Here is a 16106-nt window from a genome sequence, read left to right as displayed (position 1 = left end):
ATACGCACCCGAACAATCGGCCGGTCGACGTGGCCGCGTGGCCTCAACCCGTGCTCAGCTTCACCGCGGCTGTGGTCGGGGTGGCGACGATCCGCGACCGGTACGCCAGCACGCTCAACGCCACAGCCGCCAGCGCCACATAACCGTCAACCTCGTGCACAGGAATCATGAACACCGCGGTGACGATGACGAACATCGGCCAATGACCGCGCAGCACGAGCAACAACAACACAGGCACGCACCACACCCAGTGGTGCAGCCACGAGACCGGGGACGCCAACAGGCCGGCGGCCGCGATGACGAACAACGCGACGACGTCGTCATCGGAGCGCCACGCCACGAACGCCGCCGCGGCCACGGCGACGACTGACAGCACCACCCACAGCAGCGACCGGGTGCCGGGCTCCAGGCCGAGGCCGCGCAGCAGCCCCTGGATCGACTGGTTCGTCTGCAGCGCGACGCCGCTGATCCGTTCGGGGTTCACCATCGCGTGGAACCAGAACTGCACCGAGTCGCGCGGCGCCACCAGGAAGCCCACCACGGCCAGGCCGGTGGAGGTGGCGGCGGAGGTCAGCGCGGCCCGCCAGTCGCGGCGGACGAGGAAGTACAGCACGAAGATCAGCGGTGTCAGCTTGACCGCCGCCGCCACGCCGACCAGCGCGCCGCGGAAGCGACGGTCCGTGACCGCCAGGCAGTCGACCACGACCAGGCCCAGCAGCAGGAGGTTGATCTGGCCGTAGCCGAACGTCGACTCCACCGGGTCCAGCGCCAGCGCGGCGATCGGCGCGACCGGGCCGAGCGTCCACCGCAGGCCGGGCCGCACCCGGCCCGCCACGGTGACGCACACGGCGGTCAAAGCGACGAAGCCCGCGGTCAGCAGAAGCGGGTTCAGCGCCCACCCCGGAACAAAGCTCATCGCACTGAACGACACGGCCGCCAGCGGCGGGTAGGTGAATGGCAGCCCCGGGTCGAGTGGCGGGCCGGTGAACCCGGAGTAGAGCGGATTGCCCGTCAGCCAGGCGAGGCCGCCGAGCCGGTACACGTCGAGGTCGATCGGGTAGTGGCCGTGCCAGCGGATCAGCAGCCCGACCAGCGCCAACACCCACGCCAGACCCACCACCGGACGAATTCGGTGATTTTCTGCACGCTGGAGCAACCCATTGAACTCTGACACGTCTTTTCCCCGGTTCGAACAAAGAAGAACGATTACCCCGACGCTATCCGCGGAATGCGCGCACCACCTTGACGATTGACCGGCAGAACCTCCGGAAGAAATTCTCACCGAAGCGACGAGGACGCGAACGAGAACTGCCGGGTCGTGGCAACATGGCCCGGTGAGCTCGTTCGGGGACTTCCTGCGCTTCTACCGATCCCGCGTGCCGCTGACCCAGGAGGAGCTGGCGGACCGCACCGGGCTCAGCATGCGCGCGATCAGCGACATGGAACGCGGCCGGACGCTCACCCCGCAGTCACGCACGGTGCAGCTGCTCGTGAGCGGGCTCGGGCTGGCCGGGGACGAGGCCGCCGAGTTCGCGGCGCTCGCGCGGGCAGGGCGGGTGCCGGAGGCGGAGGTCCGGCCGGAGCCGCCCAGCGCGGTGCTGCCGGCGGCGAGCCTGCCGCCGGTGCTGCTGGAGCTGACCGGCCGGGAGGCCGAGCAACGGGCCGTGGACGGGTTCGCGCGCGAGGCGGAGTCGTCGGCGCTGGTGCAGATCGCGGTGCTGCACGGGCCGCCGGGCGCGGGCAAGACGGCGCTCGCGGTCGACGCGGCGCACCGGCTGGGCGCGCGGTTCCCGCACGGCGCGGTGTTCCTGGACCTGCGCGGGATGGACGCCGAGCCGTTGTCACCGGGGCGGGCCGCGCACCGGTTGCTGCGGTCGTTCAACGTCGACGAGCGGCAGATCCCCGCGGACCCCGAGGACCGGCTGTCGCTGTACCACTCGTTGTTGCGGGACCGGACGGTGCTGCTGGTGCTCGACAACGCCGCCGGCGAGGCCCAGGTGCGGCCGCTGATCGCGTCGAGCCCCGGCACGATGGTGCTCGTGACCAGCAGGAACACGCTTACCGGCCTGGACGCGCGGCACCGGCTCGCGGTGGACCTGCTGCCGCTGGAGCGGTCCGTCGCGCTGCTGCGCGCGGTGGCGGGCGACCGGGTGGACACCGAGCCCGAGGCGGCCCAGCGCGTGGCGGAGCTGTGCGGGGGCATGCCGCTGGCGCTGCTCATCGCGGGCAACCGGCTGGCCAGCAGGCCACAGTGGACGGTCGAGCACTTCGCGACGCAGCTGGCCGACGAACGGCGGCGGCTGTCGTTGCTCAAGGCGGGCGACCTGCAGGTGCGCACGGCGTTCGAGAACTCCTACCACCAGCTCAGCCCGGACGCGGCACGGCTCTTCCGCAGGCTGGCGCTGGTCCCGGGGCCGGACACGAGCGTGGAGCTGGCCGCGGTGGTGGCCGACGAGGACGGCGGGCACGGCGCCGAGGAGGTGCTGGAGGAGCTGGCCGACGCGAGCCTGCTGGGGGTCAGCGAGACGCCCGGCCGCTACCGGCGGCACGACCTGCTGCGGGTGTTCGCCGCCGAACGGCTGGAGCTCGACGAGGACCCCGCCGTGGTGCGCGAGCTGAGCACCCGGCTGCGGCACTCGCTGCTCGACATCGCCACGACGGCCGCGCGCCACTTCGACCACGACGACCCGCCGGTGCGCTCGGAGTCGTTGCCCGACAAGGAGTCCGCGGGCCGGTGGCTGGTGATGGAGCTGGAGCACTGGCGCGGTGCGCTGCGGTCGGCGGCCCGGCTCGGCGAGCACGAGCGGGTGCTCGCGCTGGCGCAGGCGATGCACTGGTACTCGGACCTGCACGGGGTCGGCGAGCTGTGGCGTGAGGTGTTCCGGGCGGGAGCGGACGCGGCGCGCGCGTTGGGCACCCCGCGGGACACGGTGGAACAGTTGAACTACTTGGCGTGGGCGCAGTACGCGTTGTGCGGGCAGCCGCGGGAGGCGTTGGTGGCGCACGAGCAGGCGGCGGCGATCGAGGTCGACGACACGGTCACGCAGGCGTGGACGTGGTACTACGGCTCGGCGATCCTGCGGCGCAACGGGGAACCGCGGCGGGCGGTCGAGCTGGGGCGGCGCGCGCTCGCGTTGTTCGAGGAGGCCGGGTACCCGATCGGCGAGAACCTGGCGTTGTCGTTGCTGGGCCTCATGCTGCACGGCACCGGTGAGCTCGGCGAGGCGGTCGAGGTGCAGCGGCGCAGCGTCGAGCAGCACCGCGCGGCCGGCGGCGACGAGGAGCTGCTGGCGATGATGCTCATCCGGCTCGCGACCAGCCTGGCCGCCACGGGCGACGTGGACGGGGCGCTGGAGTTGCTGAACGAGGCGGAGTCGTTGTTCTCCAGGCACGGCACGACCGCCGGGGTCGCGCGGGTGCGGCACAACCGCGGTCTGGTGCTGATGGACGCGGGCCGGCTCGGCGAGGCGCGCGAGCAGCTGCTGTCGGCGCTGGACGAGGCCCGGCTGTCCGACCACCGGATCGAGGTCTTGGCGCGACTGGCGGAGCTCGCCGACGTGGCCGGTGACGCCGCGCAGGCGCGCGAGCTGCGGGTGCGGGCGCTGGCCGAATGCGACCGCTACGACACGCCCGCCGTGCGCGCGATGGCCGCCAAGTTGACCGCCGACCTGGCCTGAGCAGGGACACGGCCGGTCCGCCAGAGGAACAAGACCCGTCTTCGAGCCCGGGGATCGGGCCGCGGCGCGCGGTGAACAGGACCGCCGTCCCGCGATGTGGATCGCGCCCCGACGGCGGCGGCTGTGGAAGACCAGCCCAAACAACGTCCATTGTGGACTCCCAATGCATTTGGTTCGGATGCGTGGATTGTTCGGGTTGACGTGTCTCGATAAGGTCCGCCTATCACCCGTTGCACGGAGATAGGCGGAAAGCTTGATCGACGAGGAAGGCGCTCCTCGGCCGCCTTCGGACGCGGAGCTGATCGACGCCGTGCGCCGCGGTGCGGTCGAGGCCTACGGCCGGCTGTACGAACGGCACGTGCGCGCGGCGCTCAACCTCGCCCTGCAGCTCACCGGGTCGTCCGCCGACGCCGACGACCTGGTCTCGGACGCGTTCGCGAAGGTGCTCTCGGCACTGCGCACGGGTGGTGGCCCCGACGCGTCGTTCCGGCCCTACCTGCTCACGGCGGTGCGCCACACGGCCTACGACAAGACCCGGCGCGACAAGCGGCTGGAGCTGGCCGGTGACGTCGAGGAGGTGCCCGGCGCGACCCGCGTGACGAGCGTGCAGTTCAGCGACACGGCGGTGGCCTCGCTGAACCAGTCGCTGGCGGCCACGGCGTTCGAGTCGCTGCCGGAACGCTGGCAGACCGTGCTGTGGCACACCGCCATCGAGGGCCAGTCGCCCGGCGAGGTCGCGCCGATCCTGGGCCTGTCCGCCAACGGCGTCTCCGCGATGGCCCACCGCGCCCGCGAGGGCCTGCGCCGCGCCTACCTGCAGGCCCACGTGGCCCGCGACCCCGCGGAACGCTGCCGCGCGACCGTCGCCAAGCTCGGCGCCTGGACCCGCGGCGGCCTGTCCGCGCGCGAGTCGATGCAGCTCGACGCCCACCTCGACCGCTGCGCCGAGTGCCGCGCGATCGCCGGTGAGCTGGCCGACGTCAACGCCGCCCTGCGCTCCGTCGTCGCACCCCTGGTCCTCGGCGGTGCCGCCGCCGGTTACCTCGGCTTCAGCAAGGCGAGCGCACTGGCCTCCGCGGGCGTCTCCTCGTGGTTCACCGTGGCCGCCGCCTCGACCGCCGCCGTCGTCATCGTCGTCACCGCCGGCGTCAGCGCCCCGCTCAACCCGCCGAGGGCCGACACCACCGCTCCCCCGGCCGCCTCGTTCACGTCGACCGCGCCCACCACCGGCCTGACCACCTCGGGTTCGGTCGTGACCACCACGTCCGGCACCGCCGCAACCGAAACCGCGACCTCCGGCGCGGCCCAGACCTCCGGTGCCGCGAACGCACCCGTCCCCGGCACCCCCACCACGACCACCGGCCAGGACACGTCGAACGGCGAGCCGTCGCTGGTGATGGGTTCACCCCCGGACGTCGGCATGACCACGAACGGCCCACCCACCCCGGTGGAGATCTCCCTGAGCAACGTCGGCTCCGGCACCGCACCCCCGTCCACACTGACGCTGACGCTGCCCGCCGAGCTCAAAACCGTCGGGGCGGGTTCCACGGGCGCGGGCGAGGTCGGCTGCCCGGCCGGCAAGGGGCAGGTGACGTGCTCGGCGGGCGAACTGGCCGCCAACGAGTCGATGCGGTTCGTGCTGCGGTTGCAGGCGGGGCCCAAGGCGAGCAGCGGGGTCATCACGGGGGTCACGAACACCGGGCTGCGGGTACAGATCCGGGTGACGATCACGCCGAAGTAGCCGCACCCGGTTCGCCGGCAAGACCGACGCCCGGGCACCCGGCCGATCCGCAAAAGGGTGACGCGGTCGTCGTTGTCGAACAGGTCGGGATTGGTCTCGATCACGGGGTGCGACGGAAATCCGACGGTGCGCGGATACCCGTTGCGGCCCGCGTGCCGCCGCCGGAACCGCACCATTTCCGGCGTGAACAAACGCGCCGGCAGCCGGTGGCCGCCATGGCGGACCCGCGCGGAGCAGCGGGTCGCGCCCCGGTAAAGCGCGCGCAGGACGATGTCGTTGCCCAGACCCGAATGCGCAACGCGGCATTCGAGCCCGATTAGCCGCGCCCGCCGATGTCATTGAACTGTCCGGTTTCCGACATGAGCGCGCCGCACCGCCGCCGGATTCCGCCGGAGCCCTAGGATGACGTCATGACGGAGACGGCGAAAAGACGACCCGGGCCTCGCATCGAGGAGGTCGCGCGGGTCGCCGGGGTGTCGAAGTCGACCGTCTCCCGGGTCATCAACGGCGAGCCGTACGTCAGCACGAAGGCGCGCGAGGCCGTGCACGCCGCCATCGCGCAGCTCGGCTACTCCCCCAACCAGGCCGCCCGCGCGCTGGCCGGCAACCGGGCGAACGCCATCGCGCTCGTCGTGTCGGAGCCGACCGGGCGGGTGCTGAGCGACCCGTTCTTCGCGGGCGTGCTGCGCGGGGTGCACTCCGAACTGGCCGGGCGGCACGTGCAGCTGCTGCTGATGATGAGCCAGCCGTCGGACACCGACGACCTGGTCGCCTACCTCGCGAGCGGGCACGCCGACGGTGCGCTGCTGGTCAGCCTGCACGGCGAGGACCCGCTGGTGCCGATGCTGCACGAGATGGGCATGCCGGTCGTGGTCGGCGGGCGGCCGCTGGGCAACACCAGCGTGCCGTTCGTGGACGCCGACAACTTCACCGGTGGCCTGGAGGCCGCGCGGCACCTGGTCTCGTTGGGGCGCAAGCGGATCGGCACGGTCGCCGGCCCGAAGGACATGGCGGTGGGCGCGGACCGGCTGAGCGGGTTCCGGCGCGGGCTGAGCGAGGGCAAGATCGCCACGGACCTGGTGGCGCACGCGGACTTCACGCCGGAGAGCGGCGCGCGGGCCATGGCCGAGCTGCTGGAGCAGGCGCCCGACCTCGACGCCGTGTTCGTGGCGGCGGACATCATGGCGGTGGGGGCGTTGCAGACGCTGCACGCGCAGGGCAAGCGGGTGCCCGACGACGTGGCGGTGATCGGGTTCGACGACTCGGTGCTGGCCGCGACCTCGACGCCACCGCTCACCACGATCCGCCAGGACGTGGAGGAGCTCGGCCGCACCATGACGTGGCGGCTGCTCGCGGAGCTGGCCGGTGAGGACGGTCTGCCGCCGTCGCTGCTGCTCCCGACCTCGCTGGTGCGTCGCGCCACCGCCTGACGAACTGAGAGCACCCCCTCGTTCGCTTGACGCGCCACCCGGCTGCGGTAAAGACTCCTCACTGTTTCTGGGAGCGTTCCCAGAACGCCGCCGCCGCCAGAGGAAGTCGCCAAGTGAACAGACGAGCCGGCATCGACGAGGTCGCCCGGCTGGCCGGGGTGTCCAAATCCACCGTGTCCCGCGTCCTCAACAGCGCACCACACGTGAGCGAACGGGCGAAGGCTGCGGTCAAGCGCGCCGTCGTGCAGCTCGACTACACGCCGAACCAGGCCGCGCGGTCACTGGCCGGGCACCGGGCCAACGCCATCGCGCTCGTGCTGTCCGAACCGAGCGGCCGGGTGCTGTCCGACCCGTTCTTCGCCGGCCTGATGCGCGGGGTCCACGCCGAGTTGGCGGGCCGCACCCAGCTCGTGCTGATGATGAGCCAGCCCGGTGACGTGTCCGCCTACCTGACCGGCGGGCACGTGGACGGCGCGCTCGTGGTGAGCCTGCACGGCCACGACCCGCTGCTGTCGGTGTTGCAGGAGAACGGGTTGCCCGTCGTGGTCGGCGGCCGTCCGCTGTCGGGCGGCACGGTGCCGTTCGTGGACTCGGACAACTTCACCGGCGCCCAGGAGGCGACCAAGCACCTCATCTCGTCGGGACGGCGGCGGATCGCGACCATCGCGGGCCCCGCGGACATGGCGGCGGGCCTCGACCGGCTGGCCGGGTGGCGCCGCGCCATGAGCGGCCGGGCCGCCGACCTGGTGGTGCACGGCGACTTCACGTCCGAGGGCGGTGCGGCCGCGATGGCGGCACTGCTGGACCGGGACCCGGCGCTGGACGCCGTGTTCGTGGCCGCGGACATCATGGCCCTCGGCGCGCTGCAGGTGCTGCACGCCCGCGGCCGGTCGGTGCCCGGTGACGTGGCGGTGATCGGGTTCGACGACTCGGTGCCCGCCGTACCGCCGCTGTCGACCGTGCGGCAGGACGTGGAGAAGTTCGGGCGGATGCTGACGTGGCGCCTCCTCGCTGAGGTGGACGGCGAGGAGGGACTGCCGCCGTCGGTGCTGCTGCCTACCTCGCTGGTGCTGCGGACAAGCGCCTGACCAGGTCTGCGAACTCCGCCACGTGCTCACGGTGGGTGCGGTGGCTGAGCACGCACAACCGCAGCGCGAACCGGCCGTCGAGCCGGGTGCTGGACAGGAAGAACCGCCGCGAGTCGTTGATCGCCGTGAACAGCCGCTCGCTCGTCGGGTCGTCAGCGGCCCGGAACACGACGACGCTCAGCTCCGAGGGCAGGACTTCGAGGCCTTCGACGTCGGCGAGGGCGGTGCGGACCTCGGCGGCCAGGTCGAGCTTCTCGTCCAGCGCCTCACGGAACGCGGCCACGCCGTGCAGGTGCAGCGGGAGCCAGACGCGCAGGCCGCGGAACTCGCGGGTGAGCTCGGGCCCGAGGTCGGAGTAGTTCGGCACGCCGGTGTCGTGGTCGAGGTCCTGCAGGTAGTCGCCGTCGGCCACGTGGGCCGCGCGCAGCCGTGCCTCGTCCCGGACGAGCAGCACGCCGGTGCCGTAGGGCAGGAACAGGCTCTTGTGCGGGTCCCAGGCGATGGAGTCGGCGCGTTCGATGCCGCGCAAGGCCTCCCGGCCGCGCGTGGTCAGCTGGAAGGCGCCGCCGTACGCGCCGTCGACGTGGAACCACAGCCCCTCCTCGTGCGCGAGGTTGGCGATGGCGTCGAGCGGGTCGACGATGCCGGTGCTGGTGGCGCCCGCGGTGCCGACGACCAGGAACGGCTTCAGGCCCGCCCTGCGGTCCTCGGCGATCAGGGCGCGGGCCGCGTCGACGTCCATGCGCAGGCCGGGCACGACGCGGACGCGGTCGGCGGGGAAGCCCGTGATGCGCGCGGCTTTCGCGACGCAGTGGTGGGTGTGCGCGGTGACGTAGATCGTCCCGTCCGCGGTGGCGCCGCGGTCCTCGCGGGCGGTGTGGACGGCGGACAGGGTGGCGAGCGAGGCCCCGGTCGTGAACACACCGCTGGAGCCGGCGGGCAGGCCGAACTCGGTGCAGAACCAGCGGATGACGCTGTGTTCCAGCGCCACGAGCGCGGGCGCGGTGGAGGCGACGCCGGTGTAGCGGTTGGTGACCTGGGCCAGGAGCTCCGCCAGCGCCGAGCTGTAGAGGCCACCGGCCGGGAAGTAGGCGAGGAAGCGCGGGCCCGCGGTCTCCACGGACTGGCGTGCGGCCTCCCCGAACTGCGCCAGCAGGTCGGCCAGCTCGCCGGGGGCCTCCGCCGGTGGTGGGGGCAGCAGTGCCCGGCCCGGTGTGGAGGCGGGCGCGGCCTCCAGTCCCTCGACGAACTCGTCGACGAACGCGGTGACGGCCTTCATCCACTCGGCCCTGGTCTCGCGGTCCGGTTGCAGCATGAGCACACGGTACGAAGCCCGCGCGGCGCCGCGCTCGCGGGATGCGGCCTTACAGCTCGGTGTTGATGATGGCCTCCACCAGCACCTCGCCGTCGTCGGTGAGGGTCACGGCGTCGGCGTCCATCGTGAGCAGCCCGCGTTCCCGCAGCGAGGTGAACTTGGCGAGCCGCGGCTCGTCGAACAACGACCGCCCGAAGCGGGCGCGGTGCAGGTCGTCGCGCACCGGCTGCAACGTGGACAGCGCCATCTTCACGCTCCTGGCCTCCTGCGCCTCCTCGGTGAACCGGGTCGCCGATCCGAGCGGCACGCGGCCGGCGTCCACGGCCTCCGCGTAGGACTTCCACTGCACGTCGGTGATCGCCTCCGAGGCGCGGCAGCTGGAGCTGCCGCCCAGGCCGATCGCGACCTCGGCCTCCTGGCGGTCCTGGTCGACCATGATGGACTTCCACTTCTCCGGCCCGAGGCCGTCGCGTGCGAAGTACATCGTGGGGTGCTCGGTGTAGCCGGCGGCGCGCAGCCCGTCGGTGAGCACCTCGCGCATCCGGTACTGCTCGGCCAGGGTCGGCCAGAAGTGGCCGTTCTGCACCAGCTTGTCGCGGTAGGCGGGCAGCTGCCACGGTGCCGGCTGCTCTCCGGCGACACCGGTGCGGGTGTCCGAGTAGGACTTCAGGTGCAGCTTGGTGCAGACGACGGCGGTGATCTCCTCCTCCAGCACGACGTCGAGGTCGCGCCGCACGCTGTCGACGGTCTGGTCGAGCAGCCCGTACATCAGGTCGATGCTGATCCACTCGAACCCGGCGCTCTTCGCGTTGCGCACGAAGTCGACGCACATCTGCGAGGTGTGCTCGCGGCCGCACTCGCGCAGCACCGGGTCGTCGAACGACTGCACGCCGCTGGAGAGCTTGGTGCAGCCCAGCTCCCGCAACGCCGCCAGCTTCTCCGGCGTGAACGTGCTGGGGTCGCCCTCGAACCGGATGGTGGTGTCGTCGGTGAAGCCGAAGTTGTCCCGGTAGAAGTCGAGCAGCCGGCGGATCTGGTCGAGCGGCAGCAACGAGGGCGTGCCGCCGAAGACGTTGAACTCGCCGACCGGCGCCTTGGCCAGCTCGGGCACGCGGGCGAGCCACAGCTGGGCCTCGCGGATGTTCCAGTCCACCCACCTCGTCAGCTTCTCCGTCGCGTTCGCGCCCTTGACGAGCACGACGGGGTACTGGCAGAAGCGGCACTTGTAGGCGCACGTGGGGATGTAGGACCACAGGTGGATGGGTGCGGTGCCGACGAGCTGGTCGCTGAGGTCGTCGAGGAAGCCGTCGACCGGATAGCCGGGGACGTTGCCGGGGAAGACGTGCGCCCCGAACGGGTCCTCGGTGACGTACTCCAGCAGGTGGGCGTTGGCGGGGTCCTGCAACGAACGCCAGACCCTCGGTTCGCGGTCCATCAGAACACTCCTCCGTTGCCGAAGTAGTTGTGCGCCTCGCCGGACTCGCGGTCCTCGCAGTAGTACTTCACGAACTCCGCGAACCGCTCTTGCGGCACGTCGGCGAAGCACTCCGGCAGCGGCGGCGGGTAGCCGATGTCCTTCCCCACCGCCGCGCGCAGCCGTTCGAAGAGCTCGTCGCGGAACTCCAGGTAGAGCCGGTAGGAGGGCGTCTTGTAGGAGTGGATCGGGGTGAGGTCGACGACCCGCATCTCGTCTTTGATCTCGGCGATCCGCCGGCCCAGGCGCTCGGCCAGGTCGGCGCCGAAGAACGCCACCACCGCGTCGTCGTCGAGGAACGACGGGGTGAGCAGCACGGGCAGGATGGTGTTCTTCGGCGTGAAGTCCTTGATGGAGAACTCCCACGCCTGCAGCGCTTCCTCCTCGGTGAGGTCCGCAGTCTGCGCCTCGGTGTCGGGGCGGATGTCGCGCATGACGATGATGCCGTCGGACCCGTAGGCGCGACCGGTGATGACCTCGTCGATGGCGTGGTTGACCCGGCGCGGGTTGATCTCGACCTTCGACAGCGGCGCGTAGGTGATGTCGAAGCCGGAGCCGCGGACCTTGATGCCGAAGTCCCAGTCGTCGGAGAGGTGGTTCACGAACCGGCCGTTGTGCAGCTGGTAGCAGATCTCGATGCCGCCGACGCGTTCGTAGGCCTCGCGTTCGACGGCGAAGCCCTTGCCGTCGGGGAAGCCTCCGAACAACGCGAACGTGACCGCGCGGCACCGCAGGGTGCGCTGGATGGCGTCCCACAACCGCGGCCGGCCGGTGAAGTGCTCGGCGTTGTAGTAGTAGTCGCACACGCCGATCGCGGCCTTGTCGTCCTCCATGGCGGCGAACAGCTCGGCGAGCCACCGGCGGTCGACGCGGCAGTCGGCGTCGGCGGAGACCAGGTAGAACCGCTCGCCGGGGTCCTTGCGGGCACGGCTGCGCTGGGCCGCGTAGTCCATGCCCGCCTTGCGCGCGCACGCCACGCCCTGTTCGGGTTCGGAGATCACGTGCAGCGCGAGACCGGGGTGGTCGGCGGCGAAGCGGTGGGCGATGGCGACCGTGTCGTCGGTGGAGTTGTTGTCCACCAGCACGATCTCGTACCGGTCGCGCTCGATGCCCTCCTGGTCGTGCAGGCTGGTGAGGACGGCGTCGAGGTTGGCCGCCTCGTTGTAGACGGGCAGGACGACGCTGAGCCGCACGTCCTCCCCCATGGCCGGCGGGAACAGCCGGTCGACCAGTTCGTTCGCCGCGGTCCTGCTGTGCAGGCCGAGCTCCTGGTTGTGCGCCACCACTTCCGCCCTCCTCTCCGCGTTGGTCATCAGCTCGTGGACGTCTCTTGCGAACTCCGGTGTCGGCAGGTCGTGGGCCAGGACGTCCAGCACCGGCGCCCGAAATCCCGGGTAGACGGTGTCGTACAACGCGTACCGGCTGGTCAGGTACGGCACGCCGGCCGCGACCGCCTCGCTGATCGGGTTGCCGTAGCTCTCGTAGTCGTACGAGGTCAGGAACGACACGATGTCGGCGTGCGCCAGCAGGTCTCGCACGGAGAACGCGTCGCCGGCCGACTCGGCCTGGGCGAGGGTGCCGCCGAAGACCACGCGCCGGGTCAGGCCGAGCTCGTCGACGAGCGCGCGCAGCTTCACGGTCTCGGCGGGGTGCTCACCGGTGTCGCCGGCGATGAACAGGTGCACGTCGTCGGGCAGCAGCCGGAGCAGGTGCAGGTCCCTGTCGATGCGCTTCTGCGGGATGATCCGGGTGAACCGGGCGATCAGCCGGACGTCGTCGGGGATGCCGTGGTGGCGCTTGAAGTCCGCGCGGCCCGCGCGGTGCGGCGGGCTGAAGGTGTTGGGCAGGACGTCGATGTTGCGCAGGTGCGGCTGCCACTCCAGGGTGCGGCACAGGGCTTCCTCGTGCAGCGCGAAGTAGTGGATGTGCGGTGAGTCGCGCATCGGCGGCGTGCCCGGGAAAGGGAACGTGCCGTACTTGCCGGGTTCGCTCTGCCACATCATGTCGTGGTCGCGCCAGAACACGAAGCGGCCCAGCGCGTGCCGGGCGCCGTAGCGTTCGATCGCCTGGTGGAGGGCGGTCGTGTAGGCGACGTTCTCGGGCAGGGTGCCGTTCTCGACCATCACCGTCGTGACGCCGCGGTCCTCCCAGGTCTGCTCGATCCGCCGGGCGATCCGGTCCGCGACCTCCCGCACGCAGGGAGTCTCGTCGCGCTGCACCGCCTCCAGGGTGGCGGTGACGAACGCCTGGTCGTAGCCGCTGACCTCGTCCAGGCCGTCGACGCGGTCGAGCGTGATCCAGTCCGGTACCTGTTCGTCCTGGTAGGGGCGGAAGAACGGGCCCTTGTCGGCCTTGATGTCGTAGCCGAGGTCGAGGTGGACCCGGTGACCACGTCCGGCGAACAGCGCGGCGGTCTTGACGAACTCGACCACGACGCCCGACATCGCCGTGGCGTCGAAGGACACTCCCCACAAGACGGCCATGCGCACCCGCTCCTGGTCGAAACCCCATCCACGACCGAACCTAATCCGAAAGCGCTCTCCGGACAGATCGCCGTCTCAGCAGGGGACGTGGGGAAAGGGGTTTCACCACAGATCCGGCACGGGGCGTGACGCATACCGGCGGTTAACACCCGCTCGGCCCAATCTCGCCACAGACCCGGTAACGCTCCGCTGCCGTTGTGGTGCACGGCGACGTCTGCCGGCCGAACGTGCTGGTGCGCCGGAGAGCTGGACGAGGAGGCCGCAGCCGCGGTCAACCGCGACTACGGCCTCGTTCCCGACCCCTCGGGCTCTACTGGGTACCGCTTGCCCTAACCCTGTTCGTACGGGGTGCGTTCGCCGGCTTCGACCTTGAACGGCAGGTGGTTGCCGGCGGGCGGCAGCGGGCAGGTGGCGTAGGCCGTGAACGCGCACGGCAGGTTCACGGCCCGGTTGAAGTCGAGCACGACCTTGCCGTCGACCGGCTTGGCCGAGATCTCCCGGTTCGCCGCGTAGGTGGTGACGCCGCTGGTCTCGTCGGTGAACAGGATGGTGATGCCACCGTCCTTGCCGTTGAACGCCGTCAGCGTGTGCTCGGCGCCGTCGTGCGTGAACCGCACACGCCCTGGTGCCTCGTACACGTGGCTGAGCCCTTCCACGACCGCACCGACCGTCGTCGGCACAGGGGTGTCGAACGGCTCGAAGACGCCTTCGAGCACCCACGCCTCGTCGGGCTCGTACGCCGGCACGCCGCGGAAGCTGCTGAGCACCTCGGCCTTCGGGTCGTGGATGCGCACCAGGTAGCCGCCGCGCCGGGCGATCTCGATGTCCACGTCACCCGCCCGGACGCGCGTGCCGGGGCCGCTCTGGACCAGTTTGAAGCTCGTGGGTTCGGTGATCGGCACGCCGTCGTGCGTGACCTCGGCACCTTGCGGGTCGAAGTGCGCCTCGTCGTCGTCCTGCCACCACAGCCCCGGTATGCCGTCATAGGCGCGAGGCTTGGTCTCCAGCCAGTCGAGTGACACCAGCGCCAGCCATCCGTAGGGATCGGCCAGGCCGCGTTCCCGCTCCGTCTTCCACGTCTGCCAGTTTTCCGCGAAGCCGCTCATGTCATTGCGAACGATCTGCTCGCGCAGCGCCTTCCCCGTCTCAGCTGCTGAGAAGCCGTCCGTCGCTCGACCGGGTCAACGCCTGCGGAAAATCTATGAAAAAGTTTGCAGGATTACGCCTGCTTCTCAAGTAATCCTCCTGGCGACTTGCGGAAAACTTTTGCAACGACTTTCCTGGATCGCTGACACCGCACCCACGGAAGGCAAGGACATGTCCCAGGACTGGTGGCGACACGCCGTCATCTACCAGGTCTACGTGCGCAGCTTCGCCGACTCGAACGGCGACGGCGTCGGTGACCTGCCCGGCATCCGCTCACGCCTGCCCTACCTCCGCGACCTGGGCGTCGACGCGGTGTGGATCACGCCGTTCTACGCCTCGCCGATGGCCGACGGCGGTTACGACGTGGCCGACTACCGCGCGGTGGACCCGTCGTTCGGCGGGCTCGACGACGTGCGGTCGCTGGTCGAGGACGCCCACGGGCTCGGCATCCGCGTGATCGTCGACATCGTGCCGAACCACAGCTCCGACCGGCACGAGTGGTTCCAGGAGGCGCTGGCCGGCCGCAACCGGGAGCGGTACGTCTTCCGCGAGGGCGTCGGCGACCAGCCGCCCAACGACTGGGAGTCGGTGTTCGGCGGCCCGGCGTGGACGCGCGTGGCCGACGGGTCCTGGTACCTGCACCTGTTCGCTCCCGAGCAGCCGGACCTCAACTGGGACCTGCCGGAGGTGCGCGAGGAGTTCCTGTCGGTGCTGCGGTTCTGGCTGGACCTCGGCGTCGACGGGTTCCGGGTCGACGTGGCGCACGGCATGGTCAAGGCGGCCGGGCTGCCCGACATCGGGCACACCGACCAGCTGAAGCTGCTGGGCACCGAGCCGCTGCCGTTCTTCGACCAGGACGGTGTGCACGACATCCACCGCGAGTGGCGCAAGGTGGTGGACTCCTACCCCGGCGACCGCGTGCTCGTGGCCGAGGCGTGGACGCCGTCCGCCGAGCGCACGGCGATGTACCTGCGTCCCGACGAGATGCACCAGGCGTTCAACTTCCACTACCTCACGGCCGAGTGGAGCTCCGGCGCGTTGCGCTCGGTGATCGACTCGTCGCTGGCGGCGGTGGCACCGGTGGGCGCGCCCACCACGTGGGTGCTGTCCAATCACGACGTTCAGCGGCACGTGACGCGGTACGGCGGCGGTGAGACCGGTGTGCGCCGTGCGCGCGCTGCGCTGGCATTGATGCTGGCGCTGCCCGGTTCCGCGTACATCTACCAGGGCGAGGAGCTCGGTCTGCCCGAGGTGCTCGACCTGCCCGACGAGGTGTTGCAGGACCCGATGTGGGAGCGGTCGGGCCACACCGAACGCGGCCGCGACGGCTGCCGGGTGCCGCTGCCGTGGTCGGCGTCGGGCCCGTCGCTCGGGTTCGGCACCGGCGGCTCGTGGCTGCCGCAGCCCGCGGACTGGGCGAAGCTGAGCGTCGAGGTCCAGGCCGCCGACCAGGACTCGATGTTGTCGTTCTACCGCACCGCTTTGCGCGTGCGCCGCGACCACCCGGCGCTGGGCGCCGGAGACGGCGTGACGTGGGTGGACGGGCCCGTGGACGTCCTGTGGTTCACGCGCACGCGCAAGGACCGGCGGGTGTCGTGCGTGGTGAACCTGTCCGGTGAGGTCGTCGCCCTGCCCGACCCCGGCGCCGTGCTGCTGGCCTCGTCGTATTACGGGGTGCGCGACGGCTCGCTGCTGCTCCCGCCGGACACCGCGATCTGGTTCTGACCAGCCGGATTTCCCGGTTCACCGAAA

The 16106-nt window shown here is 71.1% G+C and carries 10 protein-coding genes; 5 read left to right on the top strand and 5 right to left on the bottom strand.

Going from position 1 to position 16106, the window contains the following annotated elements; all coding sequences use genetic code 11:
* Positions 1-43: 43 nt before the first annotated feature.
* Positions 44-1120, bottom strand: a complete 1077-nt coding sequence (locus ACZ7CH_RS23700) for a glycosyltransferase 87 family protein (protein WP_470374871.1) — start codon at positions 1118-1120, stop codon at positions 44-46.
* A gap of 214 nt (positions 1121-1334) precedes the next feature.
* On the opposite strand from ACZ7CH_RS23700, the gene ACZ7CH_RS23695 reads away from it, so the two are divergent.
* The 4 genes from ACZ7CH_RS23695 (at position 1335) to ACZ7CH_RS23680 (ending at position 7936) form a co-directional block, all read left to right on the top strand.
* Complete coding sequence (locus ACZ7CH_RS23695) at positions 1335-3677, top strand: ATP-binding protein (RefSeq protein WP_470374870.1); 2343 nt, start codon at positions 1335-1337, stop codon at positions 3675-3677.
* A 253-nt stretch (positions 3678-3930) separates the two neighbouring features.
* Entirely contained in the window at positions 3931-5418 is a 1488-nt protein-coding gene (locus ACZ7CH_RS23690; protein ID WP_470374869.1) for a sigma-70 family RNA polymerase sigma factor, read from the top strand.
* A 410-nt stretch (positions 5419-5828) separates the two neighbouring features.
* Positions 5829-6848: a LacI family DNA-binding transcriptional regulator gene (locus ACZ7CH_RS23685; RefSeq protein ID WP_360392889.1), complete on the top strand. Its 1020-nt coding sequence runs from the start codon at positions 5829-5831 to the stop codon at positions 6846-6848.
* 113 nt (positions 6849-6961) lie between these two features.
* Positions 6962-7936: a LacI family DNA-binding transcriptional regulator gene (locus tag ACZ7CH_RS23680; RefSeq protein WP_458431424.1), complete on the top strand. Its 975-nt coding sequence runs from the start codon at positions 6962-6964 to the stop codon at positions 7934-7936.
* Here the strand turns inward: ACZ7CH_RS23680 and ACZ7CH_RS23675 are convergent.
* The 4 genes from ACZ7CH_RS23675 to ACZ7CH_RS23660 all read right to left on the bottom strand — a co-directional run bounded on the left by ACZ7CH_RS23675 (position 7905) and on the right by ACZ7CH_RS23660 (position 14314).
* Positions 7905-9251: a pyridoxal phosphate-dependent decarboxylase family protein gene (locus tag ACZ7CH_RS23675; RefSeq protein WP_470374868.1), complete on the bottom strand. Its 1347-nt coding sequence runs from the start codon at positions 9249-9251 to the stop codon at positions 7905-7907. The two genes, ACZ7CH_RS23680 and ACZ7CH_RS23675, sit on opposite strands and share 32 nt — an antisense overlap.
* Before the next feature lie 49 nt (positions 9252-9300).
* Positions 9301-10686, bottom strand: coding sequence for a radical SAM protein (locus tag ACZ7CH_RS23670; protein WP_470374867.1), 1386 nt, complete (start codon positions 10684-10686; stop codon positions 9301-9303).
* Positions 10686-13208, bottom strand: a complete 2523-nt coding sequence (locus ACZ7CH_RS23665; RefSeq protein WP_470374866.1) for a glycosyltransferase — start codon at positions 13206-13208, stop codon at positions 10686-10688. Before ACZ7CH_RS23665 ends, ACZ7CH_RS23670 begins: the two co-directional genes overlap by 1 nt.
* A gap of 329 nt (positions 13209-13537) precedes the next feature.
* Positions 13538-14314 (bottom strand): DUF1684 domain-containing protein, encoded by a 777-nt coding sequence (locus tag ACZ7CH_RS23660; protein WP_470374865.1) that lies wholly within the window; start codon positions 14312-14314, stop codon positions 13538-13540.
* Positions 14315-14525: 211 nt separating this feature from the next.
* On the opposite strand from ACZ7CH_RS23660, the gene ACZ7CH_RS23655 reads away from it, so the two are divergent.
* Positions 14526-16079 carry a glycoside hydrolase family 13 protein gene (locus ACZ7CH_RS23655; protein WP_470374864.1) on the top strand — a complete coding sequence of 518 codons (1554 nt, stop codon included), beginning with the start codon at positions 14526-14528 and terminating at the stop codon, positions 16077-16079.
* Positions 16080-16106: the final 27 nt, after the last annotated feature.

Source organism: Lentzea sp. NPDC037011 (assembly GCF_055607425.1).
The sequence above is the reverse complement of the archived record's forward strand: the minus strand, read 5'-3'. Positions and strand labels throughout refer to the sequence as shown.